Annotated in this window: 16 protein-coding genes; 5 read left to right on the top strand and 11 right to left on the bottom strand. The window is 27.0% G+C overall.

Annotation, left to right across the window (positions count from 1 at the left end; translation table 11 throughout):
• Nucleotides 1-8 precede the first annotated feature (8 nt).
• Entirely contained in the window at nt 9-1,154 is a 1,146-nt protein-coding gene (locus CLFE_RS16290; protein WP_077894447.1) for a type I restriction endonuclease, read from the top strand.
• Between the two features lie 277 nt (nt 1,155-1,431).
• Here the strand turns inward: CLFE_RS16290 and CLFE_RS16295 are convergent, their stop codons facing one another.
• A complete protein-coding gene (locus tag CLFE_RS16295; RefSeq protein WP_077894448.1) occupies nt 1,432-1,644 on the bottom strand; it encodes a helix-turn-helix domain-containing protein in 213 nt (70 codons plus the stop codon).
• 91 nt (nt 1,645-1,735) lie between these two features.
• Nucleotides 1,736-1,894: a hypothetical protein gene (locus CLFE_RS16300; protein WP_169850985.1), complete on the bottom strand. Its 159-nt coding sequence runs from the start codon at nt 1,892-1,894 to the stop codon at nt 1,736-1,738.
• An 805-nt stretch (nt 1,895-2,699) separates the two neighbouring features.
• On the opposite strand from CLFE_RS16300, the gene CLFE_RS16305 reads away from it, so the two are divergent.
• Entirely contained in the window at nt 2,700-3,716 is a 1,017-nt protein-coding gene (locus CLFE_RS16305; RefSeq protein ID WP_077894449.1) for a hypothetical protein, read from the top strand.
• 249 nt (nt 3,717-3,965) lie between these two features.
• Here the strand turns inward: CLFE_RS16305 and CLFE_RS16310 are convergent, their stop codons facing one another.
• Nucleotides 3,966-4,115: a hypothetical protein gene (locus CLFE_RS16310; RefSeq protein ID WP_169850986.1), complete on the bottom strand. Its 150-nt coding sequence runs from the start codon at nt 4,113-4,115 to the stop codon at nt 3,966-3,968.
• Nucleotides 4,116-4,605: 490 nt separating this feature from the next.
• On the opposite strand from CLFE_RS16310, the gene CLFE_RS16315 reads away from it, so the two are divergent.
• Complete coding sequence (locus CLFE_RS16315) at nt 4,606-4,764, top strand: hypothetical protein (protein ID WP_139355976.1); 159 nt, start codon at nt 4,606-4,608, stop codon at nt 4,762-4,764.
• A gap of 196 nt (nt 4,765-4,960) precedes the next feature.
• Here the strand turns inward: CLFE_RS16315 and CLFE_RS16320 are convergent, their stop codons facing one another.
• Entirely contained in the window at nt 4,961-5,356 is a 396-nt protein-coding gene (locus tag CLFE_RS16320; protein ID WP_077894450.1) for a DUF1259 domain-containing protein, read from the bottom strand.
• Nucleotides 5,357-5,520: 164 nt separating this feature from the next.
• Nucleotides 5,521-6,966 (bottom strand): DNA/RNA non-specific endonuclease, encoded by a 1,446-nt coding sequence (locus tag CLFE_RS16325; protein WP_077894451.1) that lies wholly within the window; start codon nt 6,964-6,966, stop codon nt 5,521-5,523.
• Nucleotides 6,967-7,484: 518 nt separating this feature from the next.
• Here CLFE_RS16325 and CLFE_RS16330 point away from each other — a divergent pair.
• Nucleotides 7,485-9,095: an IS1182 family transposase gene (locus CLFE_RS16330; RefSeq protein WP_250944646.1), complete on the top strand. Its 1,611-nt coding sequence runs from the start codon at nt 7,485-7,487 to the stop codon at nt 9,093-9,095.
• 176 nt (nt 9,096-9,271) lie between these two features.
• Here the strand turns inward: CLFE_RS16330 and CLFE_RS16335 are convergent, their stop codons facing one another.
• Nucleotides 9,272-9,607 carry a hypothetical protein gene (locus tag CLFE_RS16335; protein WP_077850848.1) on the bottom strand — a complete coding sequence of 112 codons (336 nt, stop codon included), beginning with the start codon at nt 9,605-9,607 and terminating at the stop codon, nt 9,272-9,274.
• 149 nt (nt 9,608-9,756) lie between these two features.
• Between CLFE_RS16335 and CLFE_RS16340 the strand changes: the two genes are divergently transcribed.
• Entirely contained in the window at nt 9,757-10,527 is a 771-nt protein-coding gene (locus CLFE_RS16340; RefSeq protein WP_077895230.1) for a potassium channel family protein, read from the top strand.
• Between the two features lie 2 nt (nt 10,528-10,529).
• Here the strand turns inward: CLFE_RS16340 and CLFE_RS16345 are convergent, their stop codons facing one another.
• The 5 genes from CLFE_RS16345 to CLFE_RS16365 all read right to left on the bottom strand — a co-directional run bounded on the left by CLFE_RS16345 (nt 10,530) and on the right by CLFE_RS16365 (nt 18,188).
• Nucleotides 10,530-11,585, bottom strand: coding sequence for a serine hydrolase domain-containing protein (locus CLFE_RS16345; protein WP_077895229.1), 1,056 nt, complete (start codon nt 11,583-11,585; stop codon nt 10,530-10,532).
• A gap of 265 nt (nt 11,586-11,850) precedes the next feature.
• A complete protein-coding gene (locus tag CLFE_RS16350; RefSeq protein WP_077895228.1) occupies nt 11,851-13,416 on the bottom strand; it encodes a class I adenylate-forming enzyme family protein in 1,566 nt (521 codons plus the stop codon).
• 235 nt (nt 13,417-13,651) lie between these two features.
• A complete protein-coding gene (locus CLFE_RS16355) occupies nt 13,652-15,400 on the bottom strand; it encodes an ABC transporter ATP-binding protein (protein ID WP_169851023.1) in 1,749 nt (582 codons plus the stop codon).
• Between the two features lie 23 nt (nt 15,401-15,423).
• Nucleotides 15,424-17,169, bottom strand: coding sequence for an ABC transporter ATP-binding protein (locus tag CLFE_RS16360; protein WP_077895226.1), 1,746 nt, complete (start codon nt 17,167-17,169; stop codon nt 15,424-15,426).
• An 11-nt stretch (nt 17,170-17,180) separates the two neighbouring features.
• Nucleotides 17,181-18,188 (bottom strand): BtrH N-terminal domain-containing protein, encoded by a 1,008-nt coding sequence (locus tag CLFE_RS16365; RefSeq protein ID WP_077895225.1) that lies wholly within the window; start codon nt 18,186-18,188, stop codon nt 17,181-17,183.
• Nucleotides 18,189-18,205: the final 17 nt, after the last annotated feature.

Here is an 18,205-nt window from a genome sequence, read left to right on the forward strand (position 1 = left end):
GTTATATTATGGCGTTTAAAGAGGATTTACAAAAATTATCAATACAAATTAATGAAAGAAAAGTACATATAACTAATGAGGAAATGACAAAACAAGCTCTTATTATTCCACTCTTACAAGTACTTGGATTCGACGTATTCAACCCATTAGAAATACGTCCTGAATATGTAGCTGATTTCGGAAAGAAAAAAGGAGAAAAAGTCGACTATGCTCTTTTTAAAGATAATGTTCCCATCGCATTTTTAGAAGCCAAGTCAATTGATGAAGATTTGTCTAATCACGACGCTCAACTTTCAAGATACTTTAATGCAGTCCCAGAAGTTAAAATTGGTATATTAACCAATGGAATACATTATAAATTTTTCACAGATTTAACTGCTGATAATATTATGGATGACGAACCATTTTTAGTTTTTGATATAACCAATATGAGTGATTCTGACATTGAGAATGTATCAAAGTTTAAAAAAGAATCTTTTGATACAGATTATTTAGTTAAATATGCAGAAGAGCTTGTATACACTTCTGCATTAAATGATACTCTAAAAGACCTATTCAAAAATCCAAGTGATGAATTTGTAAGATTTTTGATAAAAGATTTTAGTAATATACGTGTAACCAATAATGTATTGGAAAGATTCAGACCAATAGTAAAAAAAGCAATTTCAAATGCTGTATTAGATATTGTTAGTAAAGGCCTACTTCAACAAGAAGCTGCTGCAATAAATGATGATTCTAAAATTATTGATGTCCAAAATTCTAGTGATGAATCTAAAAATAACACATTATCTCGTGAACGTCAAAAAAAAGAAATTATAACCACTAAGGAAGAATTAGAAACATTTGATATTGTAAAATCTATTCTTAAGAATGCAAATAAAAATTTAGATAATATTAATTATAAAGACACCACAAGTTATTTCTCTATTTTTAACAAAAATTCAACCAAATGGTTTATACGAATTCAATTAGATATGGCAAATAAAAACATACTAACTAAATTACCTATCGAAAAAGCTCAGGAACTTGCAGAAGATTTTAAAATAGAACAAGCACCTAAAGGTATAGGTGAATCAAGAATTTATATAAATTCACATTTAGATATAAAAAAACTTGATAAACTAATTATATCTTGCTTCGAGGAATTAGAATAAAATATTAATTCTTTAGGTTTATGTTTTTATTGTATAAAATTATTTTTAGTGTCAATAATTTTAATAGATAACTTAATAGAGTCCCCTCCCCTCTCGTTGAGACAAGCTAATTTCTTAATATTTCCAAAGAAATATTCGGTAGGGTAGGGACTTTATGTATAAATTAACTTAACTTGGAAATAATAAAATAGGTAGAAAAAAAATAAATACTCTTCTTAATTAAATATGTATAGTAAAAAGGACTTAGAAATTAATCTAAGCCTTTTTTCGTTATACTTTAATATTCAAATTCAACCAGATCCTCAATCTTACAGTTTAAAATACTGCATAAAAACATAAGATTCTTAAGTGTTATACTGCAAAACTTTCTCTTATCCCGATAATTTATTAACGTAGTCCTACTTATTCCAGTACGCTTTGACAGTTCTGTATCTGTACGTATTCCTGCCTTTGCTTTGCATACATCCAAATTTATATGTTTAATTTTCATTTCATCACCCACCTAATATAATATATTAAATTGGGCTTAACATTATGATAAGTGAATTAAACATATTGTCTAATTCACTTATCAAATGTTTTTATTTCCCCTTTTCATTCTTAAATATAACTCCTACTCCCGACAATCCAAAAACTACAGATATAATTATAAAAATCATCATAGTTCTTCCTTGCAATTTTGATGCTATAATCGCTGCTACAATACTTATTATAATAAAGACTACACCTAATATTTTCATTTCAATATCTCCTGAAATTAGTTTTATTGTTGTTTAATATGTGTACATATTACAAAAATATTTCTTTAACAAAATACTATCAAATTCATATATTATAATTGAAGATATTTTTCATCCTGAATTTTCATTTCTAATTTTTACTAATTAACACACTTTACAAAAATAACAAATTCCTTAGTGTGCATACTATTTATTTTTTAACACATATTAATTAAGTAGTAAGAATCAGATCTCCAAATATAGTCAGTTCAAATAAAAGCTCCTCATGAATAGGGGCTTTTATTTTTATAAATATTTTTCTATTTTAAAACAAAAGCACCCATAATAGGTGCTTTTCAGTAATCTACTTATATTTATAATCGAGGGATTTGACACGTGCTGAAAACTATAACTTAATAATGAGCAAGTCAGTTGCATACATATTATAAACCTAATACGAATATATTATACGCTATATTAAAATTCATTTCTTATATATTTAGAAAGGTAACCCAAAACAATCAGGTTACCTTTTATATAAAAAATTCAAAAATAAAGGAAGGTTTTTATAAACACTTATATTATACATCTAATACATTTTTATGTAAAATTACATTTATTTATAATTAATAACAAATACAGTAATTTTTCAACTATTAAATCGTATTCGTAATTCAAGTATTTTACATTTAATCGTCGTAGATTGTTTTATTTGGAAAATTACAATAAAATCCAGTTAAATACATGATTTAACATTTATTTTAATAAGTTGTACACTTTATTTGTATTAAAAATACATTTAATCAAATTTAAGGGGGATTCAAAAATGAAAAACTTAAAATTAAAAGCTTTATCTTTAGGAATTGTTTCTACTGTCTTAATTTCTTCTAGTGCTTTTGCTGCTACACCAGCAGTTATACAAAATCATCCTGCTAACAATTCTTTGAATACTATCAAAAATAATTCAAATACGCCATATGTCTCATCATATAATATTATAGGGTATAATGATGATGTGCATTTTAATCCTAAAACGGACTCGCCATATAAAATGAATTCTGTGCATACAGATGGCACACCAAATGACGTTTTTTATTGGGCAAAAGATTCAAGTGCTACTGTATATATAGAAACTTTAACTGTTGGTTATGGTGCTGGTAATCCATATAACACTGTTGATAATTCTTACGATTCTCCAGAGACAGTATATTCTACCTTTGACACTAATCGATCTTATAATCTATTAAGGTTTATTAATATTACACAAGGATATCACACAATAAAAAGTGCACTTGTTAATAATGCCTTTGATGCTCCTATTAAAAGCTTCATTCCTTCAATAAATATAAGAGTATCTAAATTATCAGCTTATGCCTTAAATGGTACAGTACCTAAAAACGTTGAACTTACATTTAAAATGCCTAAAAAAGTAGATCCAAATGTTAATCTCTATGACTATGTTGGAGTTTGTGAAACTAATACTAGTACACCAATAATGACATTAATTACATTAGCGCCAGATGGTCAAACTATAATAGTAGATTCTTCAACTCGTGTATATTCATCAAATACTGATTACATGCTTGAAATTAATCCTGGTATAAAATTCACAGATGGTACTGAATCATTAGAATCAACTCTTCTTGAGTTTGTAACAAATGACACTATCCAACAACCCGCAGCTAATTCATTTATGAATTCAAAAAAATATTCTTCATCATCAATTAACATCAATAGTAAAAATCCTCTATCTACCAAAAACATACGAACAAATTCAAATATTAGTTTAGATAATGCAACAAAATATTTTGATAATTTCAAACAAAAACATCACTCAAAATAGATACACTTTAGTAAAGATACCACCATATTATTTAATTTATGGTGGCTCTTTTATATTATTTTACAGTAATTAACACTGTGTTGAAGTTATTATTTTTGCATTATTAATTTATAAAACTGTGGCTTTTATCATATTATAAATTTCTTAGTCTGTAAGTCCTGTTTCTTCTATTAATTCCAACACTTTGTTATTCTTTAGAATTCCATCCCAGTTAAATTCTTTTCCTATCTGCTCAACGGCAACCATAGCCTATTGTAGCCAAACCACATCCTTATTATATTGTTCAATGCCCATACTTTGATTTAATTGCCTTATTGAAACCTCTAAAATAGTTTCTATAACAGCACCTGGCCATAACATTACTATTTGATTTATAACTATTATAACTAGTTCTTTCATCTCTCATTCCTTCAAAATTTCATTGTACCTAAAAAACACCATAGCTTCCCCTTATCCTAACAATTTTCATTCAATAATTTTTTCCAAGTAACAGTTCCCACAACTCTATACTGAATGTATCATGCCTTTTTGCTTTAAGTAGTCCTCAAACTGCCTTACATTATAGCTTATTTTATCATTACTTTGTCTAAATAAATTCAGGCATTCATGAGCACTGATTAGAAGATAATTTGATTAATTTCAAATTGTCCTCTAATTTGTTTTTTGAGTCAACATATTGAATAATATATAATAAAATTCTTAATGATAACAAATTAATTTTTGTTGTCCATATTTTATTTAAAGAAATATTTAAAATCAATTCTTTCATATCAAGCCAAACAATTTATAGTTATGTTTTAGACAAAATAAAAAGCCCTATTTTTAATACTTTAAATATTTGTACGTCTCTTTTTAATATGGTAATATTTTGTTAAAAGGAGGAATCAATATGCATAATCATACTTATTTACAAGAACGTATTGATAAATTATCAATGCTATATATGGAACATCATTATGATATTAAATCAATGCCAATTGACGAATTCGTAAAGACATTTGATAAAATTTCCAATGAAATAATCAATTTTCTTAACTATTCTAAATAATTGTTATTGCCCTATTGTAATTGATATTTTATTGAGTATCTTTTGCTGAACTAACGGCCATGCCGTTTAATAATTTAACTATTAGTTCAGCAAAAGATATCTCTTTACTATTGAATAAAAGCAAAACACCGTAAAATTCATTTCTGAATATTACGATGTTAAAAATTCTTGTTTATTTATACAAAAAAATATTACATTAAGTTAAAGTTTGAAATGCTTTAGCAACTTTCATCGCAAAATGTAAAGGTGGCTCTACTGACTCAAAATGAATATACATAATTCTTGGATTATCAAATAACCAATGATTATGCACTGCGGTTACAATTATACCTTGCCTTTGGAGTATAGAAGAAAATCTATATATTTCCCTAGGGAGAATTACAGTTTCCCCCAAATTTAATGTATTACCCTGCTGATCCATATCCTCATAAGAGAACATAGCTGCCAAAGTTAACCCAGAAGTGCTAGTCCTCCCTAAAATATTTATCTTTAAATTATCTCTTAAGCGTATAACAGAACATGAGCCATCTTTTGAGTCCATAATATTGCTATTAAGTATCTGAGCAAATTGTCTACAAAGATTATCTGCCATTAAAAACCTCCAGATAATACTAATTACATATTTATAATATGATAAGTTTACACACTTGTGATTTAATTTATATGAATTACAACATTTCTTATATAATAAAAACAAAAGACCGATGAATTTCACTTCACCGATCTCTTAATATTGTATAAGTACTATTCTAAATATTAATTTGTAGCATCATTGTCAACTTTACTCTCTATTACATTTCTTATATTAGTTGGTACTGCTGAAAGGAAATTATAACCTGTCAAAGACTGAATAGTATTCACACTAACTCTGTAGCTAGTCCATGGTTTACTAGAACATGATTGATCATTTGGTATTACTACAGATATTACTCTAGTTGAATTTGTTATTCTGTTAACATCATTAGTTCCATTAGGTAAAACTACAATTATCTTCCATGTCTTTGCTGGTACCACAACACCATTTCCTACGGTAGTCATATATCCATGAGAGCCAGTTCCTCCCATTCCATAGCCTCCATCCATAATATATAACTCATTACCCCCTGACACAAGTGTACGCTCATATTCTTCTAACTTTTCCCAAGTAATTTCATTATTATTTGGAGCTTGAGGAATCATGTTATCCATAAAAAATGTTGCCTGATTGTCGGAAATTGAATTCGTACGATCCCCTGAAGGGCACATATGTCCTCTATCAAATCCAGTACCTGAAAATTCACTTGCTGTAACCTCATACCATCCTAATGGCAATGTAGTATCTGGTCTAAAATCATCTTGACGACGGACACTTCCAAGATTAGATGAATCTAAATGCCAGCTTGTCCAATTAGGTTCGTGTTTACTATTATTATATGAGAAATCATATTGAGGTTTAGCCATCAAATAGTTATTAGAATTTGATATATCGCTAGTGGCTCCACTTGGATTACCTAATAACATATTATCATTATCCTTGCCAGTATTATTGTTGTTATTATTATTGTTATTATTTCCCCCATTGCCTTGTGATGAAGAGTTTTGTGGATTTATATTACTTGTTATATAAAAATCTTCTGAATTATTGTCAGTGTCCCAACCATTACCTTGACCTTGAATTTCTGTTCCATTATCATCTTTACGCTCTGCACATGTGGTATTAGAAAGTGCACCTACTGAAGAAGTTTCTGATTCATCCGCAGAACCATACCCCACAAAATCCACAACATTTGAATCTTCAGGGCCTGATACTGATGTTGTATCTTTCGCTAATGCAACCTTTCCATTAGTTGCACTTAGGTTTATATCTCCTGTTGCATCTGCATTAGGCAAATCTACAGTTCCACTGCCACCACTTGCTTCTTTAATTAAAAAATATTTATGAGCATCGATGCTGCCTGATAAATTTGTAATATTATTGAATGAACCTGAAGTAGAAGCATACTGAACTGACCAGCCTGACAAATCTACTGTTGAGCTAGTGGGATTATAGATTTCAATAAAATCATTTTTGTAGGATGAACCACTGTTACCACCACCACCATAAATTTCACTTATAACAAGGTGTGATGAAGCAGCATAAGTTCTAACATTACTAGATAATCCTTGTATAGCACTAGAGAACACAGAACATGCAAGTAATAATATTGCAATCTTTTTTTTCATTTTTTACTCCCCTTAATAAATTTTATATTTTTTAAATAATTCTAATAAACAAACTAATATCATTTTTTTCATAGTATTAAGCTATAATTATTTCAAATAAAAACAGCGTACATAAACTTATATAAATTTCATTACTACTTGTTTACAATATTCATTCGTTTACAGTATTTATTTACAACTATAGCAGTTTATTGTTACAAATTGATTATTAATACGTTAATTAGACGTTAATTGGATTATTAATTAAATATGCTAATTTTAAAGCAGAACCAATACCATTTATAATTAATTATTGTAAATTTTAGTTTTTTAAGTAATTATAACTTATAATTTAATATATTTCAAGGGTTAAAAATGCGAATATTGTTTAATCTTGCCATATTAATTTGCACATTTCGTAATTTGCATAACTATAAAAGGGGCTGTTGCAAAACTAAAAAATAGTTTTGCAATAGCTCCTTTGTTGTATATAAAAAATGTGAGTTCCGAAGAACTCACATTGATTGTATAATTAAATTATGAACGTAACTAAATTATACACAAAAAATTATAATCAATTTAATGATAATTTGCAACTTATATTACCATTAAATTTAGAAAACTTAATACCAGAAGATGATTCGGTTCGTTTGCTAAGCTATTTGTTGGAGGGATTAAATTATAAAAAATTGTACAAGGCGTATTCTTCCATAGGAAGAAAATCAGCAGTTGAACCCAAAATCATGTTCAAAATAATATCTTATGCTTATTCTCAAAATATTTATTCAAGTAGAAAGATAGAAAAAGCATGCAAAAGAGATATAAATTTCAAATGGCTACTTCAAGGCTTTAAAGCACCTGATCACGCTACTATAAGTAGATTTCGAAAAAAATATCTTTCAAATGAAGTGATTGAAGATTTATTTTATCAACAAGTTAACTATTTAGCTAAAGAAAAAGAATTATTATTTGAAAATGTATTTATCGATGGTACTAAAATTGAGGCAAATGCCAACCGATATACTTTTGTTTGGAAGAAAGCTATTTATAAAAATGAAGGTAAGATGTTTGATAAAATTATTGCTCTTGTTAAAACCATTAATCTTGAAAGATTAATGAAATTCACTATTGAGAGAGAAACTTTGATTGATGATATAAACAAAATTCTTCAATGGCTTTTATTTGAAAAAGAAAAAAGAAATATAGAGTTTGTTCATGGAATCGGTAAAAGAAAAACTGCAATTCAAAAGTGGATAGAACAACTATCACAATATAAAGAAAGACAAGAAAAATATAATTTAAGTAAGAAAATATTTTCAAAAAGAAATAGCTATTCTAAAACTGATACTGATGCAACTTTCATGCATATGAAAGATGATCATATGAGAAATGGTCAATTAAAACCTGCCTATAATGTACAAATAGCAGTTGATAGTGAATATGTAACTGGTGTTGGAGTATTTGATGATAGAAATGATATAGCAACATTAATACCAATGATTACTAATATGCAAGAAAAAATTGGTCATAAATATACTAATGTGATTGCAGATTCTGGTTACGAAAGTGAAGAAAACTATTTGTTTTTAGAGTCTAATAATCAAATACCATATATAAAACCTCAAACTTATGAGAAATGGAAAAAAAGAAGTTTTAAAAACGACATCAGTAAGCGTGAAAATATGAAATATGATGTTAAAACAGATACATATATTTGTCATAATAATAGAAAATTATTCCCATCATATATTATTCATAAAAAATCTGCAAGTGGGTATACGTCTGAGGTTACTGTTTATGAATGTGAAAATTGCGATAACTGCACTTTGAAATCAAAGTGCACAAAAGCAAAGAATAACCGAAAAATGCAGGTTTCAAAGACTTTTATTAAAAAGCGTCAAATTTCATACAACAATATCAAAACTGAATTGGGAACTAAATTGAGAATGAACAGATCTATTCAAGTTGAAGGTGCGTTTGGAATTTTAAAAAGCGACTATGAATTCAAAAGATTTTTAACACGTGGAAAAAATAGTGTAAAAACTGAATTTATTTTGCTTTGTTTTGGATATAACATTAACAAATTACATTTAAAAATCCAAAATGAAAGAACTCAAAAGTATCTTCACGAATTAAAAACTATTTCCTAATTATGGAATAATATAGTTAGGTTTATTTTAGTGCGTCAAAATCTCATGGAAATTCAAATAATTAATATAGTATTTAAAATATTAGGCAATTTTATAGCTTAAACAAAAAAAGAGCATCGCTCATGATTAATTTTAATCATTTTGCGACACTCCCTTTTATAAGCTTATTTTTATATTCAAAAAAAATTCTGACCAATAAGTGATAAAAATGTATATACTATGCCAAATACAACACACACTGTTACAGACAACCATTTGGGATTAAAAATTTCTTTTTCTATAGCTAAGAATATTGATAAACTTAAAAAAGCAAAACCAATAACTCCGTATATAGCTTCAACTAATTCTGCATTATTTATAAATCCACAAGTAAGATAAGTATAAATGAATGTAAATACCAATCCTATTATTAATAATTCTGCATATCTTTTTCTCTTAAATTTCAATCCTGCTGCTATTCCAGTGATAACAACAAAAATTCCTACAATTATTATAAATATTTCTTCAATCATATTCTCCCCCCCAGTATAATACAAAATTATATTTACATTTTTGTCCCAATACCGTATAGTATAAATTTTACCATAAAATACCGTATTATACTTGAAATTATTCCATTTTTATAAAATAATATAATTATATACTAGAGGAGGTAATTCTATTGAATATTACAAAACATAAAAATACAATCTACGAAGTAATTTCAGCTTTATTAGCTTTAACTTCATCTACTATGTTAATTATAGAATTGTCATTTAATTTATCCGTTACAGTTGAATACATATTTGATATTATTGATAATATTATTTTAATCATTTTTGCAATAGACTATTTCTTAAGACTTTACCTTTCAAAAGATAAAAAGAAATTTTTTAAAGAGAATATAATAGATTTACTTTCTATCATTCCTTTTAATTCAATTTTTCAAGGCTTTAGAATACTCAAAATATCAAAATTATTAAAATTTGCAAAGCTGCTTAAATTTCTGAAATTATTTAGAGCTTTTTCTCTATTGTTAAGATTCAAAAAATATTCCAGAAGCTTTATTAAAACAAACAATTTTCAATATGCAATTTACACTACAATGTTTGTATTAATTACTGGAACAATAGGAATGCATTTTGCAGAAGGACTTTCCTTCGGAAATGCTCTTTGGTGGAGTTTTGTTACTATAACTACTGTTGGATATGGAGACATATCTCCTTCTACTACATTTGGACGAATACTTGCAAGTATACTTATGCTAGTTGGTATAGGCTTTTTAAGTATGCTTACAGGAACTATCTCCACCTTTTTCCTTACTAAAAAAACTGATACAAGCTATAGAAATGAGTTAATCGAAAATATAAAATGTAAGCTGGATAATTTTGATAAGTTGAATACTGAGGATATAGATGATATTTGCACTATACTAAAGGCTCTCAAAAAATAATTTTAAAATAAAAACTTTTCAGCTTTTCTAAGTAAATTCCATATATTGAGTTCTACATTTGATAACACTATTTCTGTAATATCTTCTTTGGGATAATATTTTATTGTATTAGATACTCCTGCATTACTTCCATCCTTTGTAATATAAATTATTTCACTTGTGTTAGCATCTAAAACAAACTCAAATCCAAAGCCCATATATTTAACACTGCCATCAATACGCTTCCTATGCATTTCTTTAGGTAACAGAATTTCATTTGTAAAAAGTGTACTTAATAATTTATTACTGATAACTGCCTTCATAAATTTATTTAAATCATAGACTGTTGAGTACGCTCCACCATCAGCTGCACCCTTTGGAGGATATGAATATATATTTTTTCTTAAGCCTATAGCATTTCCTTTATCATCTAGTTTTTTCGTATATCCTTCTGCAACATTTTCATTTATGTCATCCATCGAAAAAAAACCAGTGTCTTTCATACATGCTTTTTCAAATATATTTTTGTTAACATAGTTATAATAGCTACTTCCTGTGATTTTTTCTATAACTAAACCTAATAAAATATATGCACAATTATTATATCTACATCCTTTGCCGGGCTCAAAATTCATTGGTTTTTCAATAAATTGTGGAAGAAAATCTCTAAGTTTTCTTACTGAATAACACGGCTTTTCCTTCCAAATATCTTCATACTTTTCTCCTGCTTCTTCATCTGCATCATCACCAATTCCTGACGTATGTGTTAAAAGTTGATATATAGTTACTTCTTTAGAGATTGTGGTTTCACCTATGTCAATTATATCTAAAACTTTATCATTTAATGAAAGAAGTTTTTTTTCCACTAATTGAAATATACTTACAGCTGTAAAAAGCTTAGTTATAGAGGCTGTATCAAATCTAGTCAGCACATTGTTTTCTACATTGTGCCCTATATGAGAATATCCACATGCATAAGATAATATTTCTTTATCTCCCTCAGTTATTAGTACCGCACCTGAAAAACCACTTTCATCATGTCCTTTTTCAAATACCTGTTTGATTTTTTCATTCATCATATTCAATTCCCCCCAATTTATAACTTATTTTTGTAAAATCTTCATATAAATCGTACCAACTTCCATATCTTTTTTCAACATCCTCATATTTATAATTTTTAAAACTTCTATTATAATATATGTCTGTATTTGGTGATTCTCATTAATACTAAATGATTATTATTTTAACTATTGAACCTAAAATAATAAAGGCAGAAATCTCTCATCTTCTATAAGTGGGAGATTTCTGCCTCTTTTATTAAATTCACCATATTTGTTAATCTCATTAGTAAACTTTATTAAGTATAGTTCTTTCAATTGCAATTTGTTTAAGCATACTTCTTTTAATCTTTCCCGTAGAAGTTAAAGGGAATGTATCTATGAATTCTATATATTTAGGAAATTTATATTTTGATATTCTTCCAGATAGAAAGTTTAATACTTCTTCTTTTGTTAACATACAATATTTCTTTACTTTAATAAAAATAAATACCTCTTCACCAAGAGTTTCATCTGGAATACCTACAACTATTGCATTTTCAATTTTAGGATGCTTAATAAGATTAATTTCAATATCCATTGGAAATATATTTTCTCCACCTCTAACAATTACATCTTTTAATCTTCCTTTTATAGATAAATATCCATCATTATCTATAAATCCAATATCTCCAGTGCGCACCCAACCATCTATTATAGTTTCCCTTGTTGCCAAAGCATTATTATAATATCCTGTCATACAATAAGGGCTTTTTACATAAATTTCTCCTTTCTTATTTACTGGAATCCTTTCACCAGTTATTTGATCACATACTTTTACTTCAACATGTTTAACTGGTTTTCCAACCGTACTTAATTTAGGACTATTCTTATTATATATAATAGTTTGAGTTACCCCCAATGTTTCAGTTTGCCCAAATGTGTAGCATATCTCACGTATATGCATATTTTCCATTATACTTTTTATTAATGTTTGTGATGCAACTGCCCCTGTAATCATTCCCACTCTTAAACTTGATAAATCATATAAATCACATTTACTTAACAAATATTGATACATTGTAGGAACTCCATGAAAGCCTGTACATCTTTTGTTTTGGATTGTTTCAAGAACAACTGAAGTTTTAAAATTCTTAATTAAAACTACTGTACATCCAATTAAAAGACCAAGAAATGCTGTATAATTTCCACCCAATATATGATGTAAAGGTAATGCATCTAAAATCTTATCTTTTGAAGTATAACTATAATTTTCAGCATAAGAAAGCACACCATTTAAAATAGCACTATGAGAAAATATAGCTAATTTAGGTTTTCCTGTAGTACCTGATGTATTTATAATCATCGCTATATTATTTCCCAAAACACTATCTGTAACACTTAAAAATTCATCCTTTGATACCTTATTTTTATATTGAGGCATTATGTTATCTAAATTAAACAAGCTATCCATCTGTATAATTGTGTTGATATAGGTGAATTTATCAAAATTAATTTTCTCAATTGTATCTTCATTACTTGTAATTAATATTGTAGAATCAGATTTTTTTAACAAATAGTCTAGTTCTTCCTCTGTTGAAGCATAATTTAAACAAACTAATACTGCACCTATTTTTAATACTGCTAAAAATACTATCATCCATTCTGGTGAATTGTATGAAAATAAAGCAACATGATCACCTTTTTTTATTGAGATAGATATTAGATTGTAGGCTACCATATCTACTTTTATCTTAAGTTCTTCATATGTATAATGTCTTTCATCATCTACATATATTAAAGCTTCCTTATTTTTGAATTTATCAAAAGCATTATCAATATAGGATCCAATAGAATCACTAATTATATTCATTTTTAACCTCCATTAATTCAAGTTTAGTTTTTTAACTAAAAACTTCTTATTATACAATCCATTAATACCATGTTAAAAATATTTATGAAGATACTTAATAATATCTATTCATTAAATTGTTGCAAGCCTTATATAATTAAAAATAGTTTTTTAGTTATTATATTTTCATTTATATACCTCAATTATTAAATCAAAAGTGCATCTTCATTAATTTGAATTATGTTTCTTTAATAAGTTAATTTTTTTGCAAATACATCTCATAAAGCTTTTTGTAAATTTTACTGTTCTTTATTAAATCTTCATGTTTTCCACTTTCAACTATCTTTCCTTTATCCATAACATATATAATATCCGCATTAATTATTGTCGATAATCTATGCGCAACTACTAACAATGTGTATTTTCCTCTAAGCTTTTCTAATTTTTCAGTTATAAGCTTTTCAGACTCATTATCCAATGCAGAAGTAGGCTCATCCATCAATATTATATTAGATTTTTTCAAAAATGCTCTTGCCATAGACAAACGTTGTTTTTGTCCTACTGATAGATTTTTACCTTTCTCTTCTACCAATGCATTATATTTATTAGGTATTTTAGAAATAAACTCATGAATACAAGCATCTTTAGCAGCTTCCCTAACATCTTCATCCTTAGCATCTATTCTTCCAATTCGTATATTTTCACTGAAACTCCCTTGAAATATATATTGTTCCTGAGGTACATATGCAAACTTTTCTCTTATCTCCTTGAGTGTATATTCACTTAAATATTTTCCATCTATTAAAATACTTCCTTCTTTTATAGGATAAAGCCCTAGTAATAACTTTAAAATAGTACTCTTTCCAGAACCACTATATCCAACTATTGCTACCATTTGTCCTTTTTCTACTTGTAAACTAACCTTATCAATTACCTTTGTATCATCATTATAATAAAAATCTACATTATTTATATCAATAATATATTTATTATTACATTCTTTCTTTTCATTTAATATGTTATATCTCAAAGGTTCCTCTGGTAACTCCATTATATTAAAAACTCTACTAACTCCTGATAGTGCAACTTGTATTTGTGAGACGAAACTACCTGAACGTAAAAACATTGCATTAACACCATTTAATAGTCTAGATATGGCTAACATTGATCCAAAGGTAACATAACCTGACAGCAACATAAATGCTCCTACTGAAATTGTTCCTCCTATACTAAATCCACCTAACATATAGTTAATACCTTCCAAAAATCCATTGTTTTTTCCACGATTAATTGTAGCTAATCTAATTTTACTATTAGTGTATATAGTTTCATCTTTAACCTTCTTCTCAATCATATATAATTTGATTAATTCAAATCCCCCTAATATATCTGTAAATTGTTGTGTTAATACACTGAGATTTTCTTGTATTTTATCACTTATTCTTCTTATAATCCCTATAAATTTAGTATTTACAACCATTGACATCAAGCCTAGTATTATTAAAATGATACTCATTTGCCAGTTTAAAATAAACATCATAATCGTAGAACAAATACCATAAATTATTGTATAAATTAATGTTTGAAATTGGTCAGAAAATGTTTGTTCAAGAACTTGTAAATCATTTATCATATTAGATGTTACATTTCCACTATGTGAATTTTCAAAATAAGAGATTGGTAATTGTTCTATGTGTTTTACTAAAGCAACTCTAAAATCTGCCATAGCCTCTTTCATACATTTTGTATATATATACCTAGTTAAAGGTAAAAATAATACAGCAATAATTATTGTAAAAATAATTAATACAATGGATCTTACTATTAAATAAGAATTTTTTGTAATAGTTCCATCTATAAGGTCTTTAAATACAAAAGCAATTACAATATTAAGTATAGCGTTAATGAAACTGTATGCAGTTATATTAATTATATACATCCATTTCCTCTTTTTTAATATTGAAATAACTCTAAATAATTCATTAAAACTAAATTTTTCAACCATAGTAACTCCTCTCATTAATCTAATTAACATGAAAACTGACTGTTATATAGCTTAGAATATAGTCCATTTAGTTTTAAAAGACTATTATGGCTTCCTCTTTCAACAACCTTACCATTATCAATAACTAAAACTTCATCTGCATGTTCAATAGTTTTTAACTTATGAGCCGCTACTATAATTGTTTTATTTTCCATAATATTAGCTAACGCCTCTTGTACTAAAAATTCCGATTGAGAATCTAGTGAAGCTGTAGGCTCATCCATAATAAGAATTTGAGCGTCTTTTAAAATAGCTCTAGCAATAGAAATAAGTTGTCTTTGACCCCCTGAAAGATTTAATCCTCTCTCACCAATCCGTGTTTTATAATCTTCTGGAAGTTTCATAATAAACTCATGAGCCTTAGCCATTTTAGCTGCATTAACAATCTGCTCATGTGTAGCAGACTCTTTTCCTATCCTAATGTTATCTTCAATTGTAGTTGGAAATAGAAAACTTTCTTGACTAACTACTGCTATCTTAGAACGAATATATGATAGATTCAATTTACCTAAACTATTTCCATAAATTTTTATATCTCCACTTTTAGGTTCATAAATAGTAGAAATCAATTTAAGAATTGTGCTTTTGCCACTACCACTATATCCCACTAATGCCACTTTTTTACCCCTTTTAATTACACAATTAAAATCATTGATTATATTTATATTATTATTTTCATAAGCAAAACTTAAGTCCTTACATTCAATAATATTTTCTACATCCTCACTATCAAAAATCTCACCAGATGTACGCTCTGACTCCCTATCAAGCACTTCAAATATTCTTTTAAATGATTGATTACACATACGTATATCTGCAATCACATTAGGAAACATAGCTATAGGTAAAACCAAATAATATAATAGGCTTGTTATTGCAAGCAAATCACCTGGTGTCATTTGCTTTTTTAATGTTAAATATCCACCATATATAATACACAAAATTAATGGAACAACCTGAAGTATTACTGTAACAGGAAGAATTAAAGAACGTTGCTTCTCTAAAGATAAATTTTTACTCAGCGTATTAGTTACTTGATTTTTAAATTTTTTTTCAAATATTTTGTGTAAATTAAATGCTTTTATTATATATATTCCTCCGAGTATATCTTGGAGTATTAAATTAACACTTCCAAGACTTTGTTGCATTTTTCCCATATATCTTGATAAAGGCTTTGTCAAAATTCTAGTCATATACACCCCAAAAGGCATTATCAAAATACTTAGTAAAAACATTTTATAATTGATATAAAAAAGATAGCAACTAGCCCCTATAAACAATAACGGTAAATACAGTATGTTCATAAATTCATTGTTAAGAAAGTTTTGGATAACAATAATATCATTTGAAAATCTAGAAATTGTATCTCCTGAATTACTTGCTTGTGCTTCTTTTAATGACAAAGTCGTCATATGTTCAACAATTGCTTTCCTTAAATCATATATTAAATCGGCGCCAATTTTCTCCATTAAGTACTTATTAAAAAATATTACTGGGCTGCCAAATACAATTGTACACACCATTATTATTATAATATTTACAACTCCTGATGTATTTTTAGCTAACGCATAATTAAGTAATTTATTCATATAATAAGAAGGTACTAAATTTAAAATTGCAACTCCTACTGATAATAAAGCATTAATGAATATCATGTATTTATAACACTTCATAAATTTTAATATTTTAGAAAACTCAGATTGTAAAAAATTATTACTTTTATTGCTCATTTTTCTTTCCTCTAATTTCGTTTTATAATATAAAAAATTTCTTTTTCTAATTCTACAATTTCTTTAATCAAATTTATACTTAACTCTATTAGATTTTTATTATAACTTTGTGAAAATTTATACCTTGCAATAGTAGCTCGAATATCTTCCCAATTTCCTATAATTTTACCAACAATGTTACCTGCCTTGAGGTATTCACCTCCAATACTATTAAACATAAATAATTGTACTTTTTTATTTTTAATTATATTATTTATAGTTTCTATTAGCTCATCTGCATAAATATTTAATTCATACTCATCTTTAGTAATATCTATATAGTTTTCAACTACTAATTCCCACGACTGTAGTCCCCTATTAATCTCTAAGTTCTTCTCATCAATATTTTTTATTAACTTTTCTTTTAATCTACTAACATAATTTTCTGAATTAGCATCAAAATACTCATTATTTTTTTTAATTTTATAAAATTCATAGTACGGACAATTATTTTTATCATTTAAATTATTAACATAATATTTATATCCTTCTTCAATTTCATTATATGGAATAGTAGTTTCTTCATAAATAAGACTATCTTTATATCTTTGTTCTATAACATTAAATGTCTGATTTTCATCATTATATCCATATACAAGTATTGGATGTATCAAATGTTCCTTTTTGTAGGCACTTGACCTAAATGACAAAAAGTAACAATCAACATATATAATAATTGGTTTTCCATCCCTTATAGATTCTTTTATATTTCCCAATACATTTTGTGACTCATAAATTTTATTTATTCCTATATTCATGCTCTTTAGAACTTCTTCCTCATTTTCAACAACATAACTCTCTATTTTGAACTTAACTCCCTTTTTAGCTTCGTCAAATTGGTAACAATATATATCATTAATTAGTAATCTTAAAATATCTTCATGAAAATGATTAATTATTGGTATAATAGAATTATGCATACAACTCTTGTAAAAAATGTCATTATTGGGTTTAAAATCATCAAGTTTTAAATTAGCCATATTCTCCCTCCAAATCT

Origin of the sequence: Clostridium felsineum DSM 794 (assembly GCF_002006355.2) — a bacterium.
GTDB lineage: Bacteria > Bacillota > Clostridia > Clostridiales > Clostridiaceae > Clostridium_S > Clostridium_S felsineum.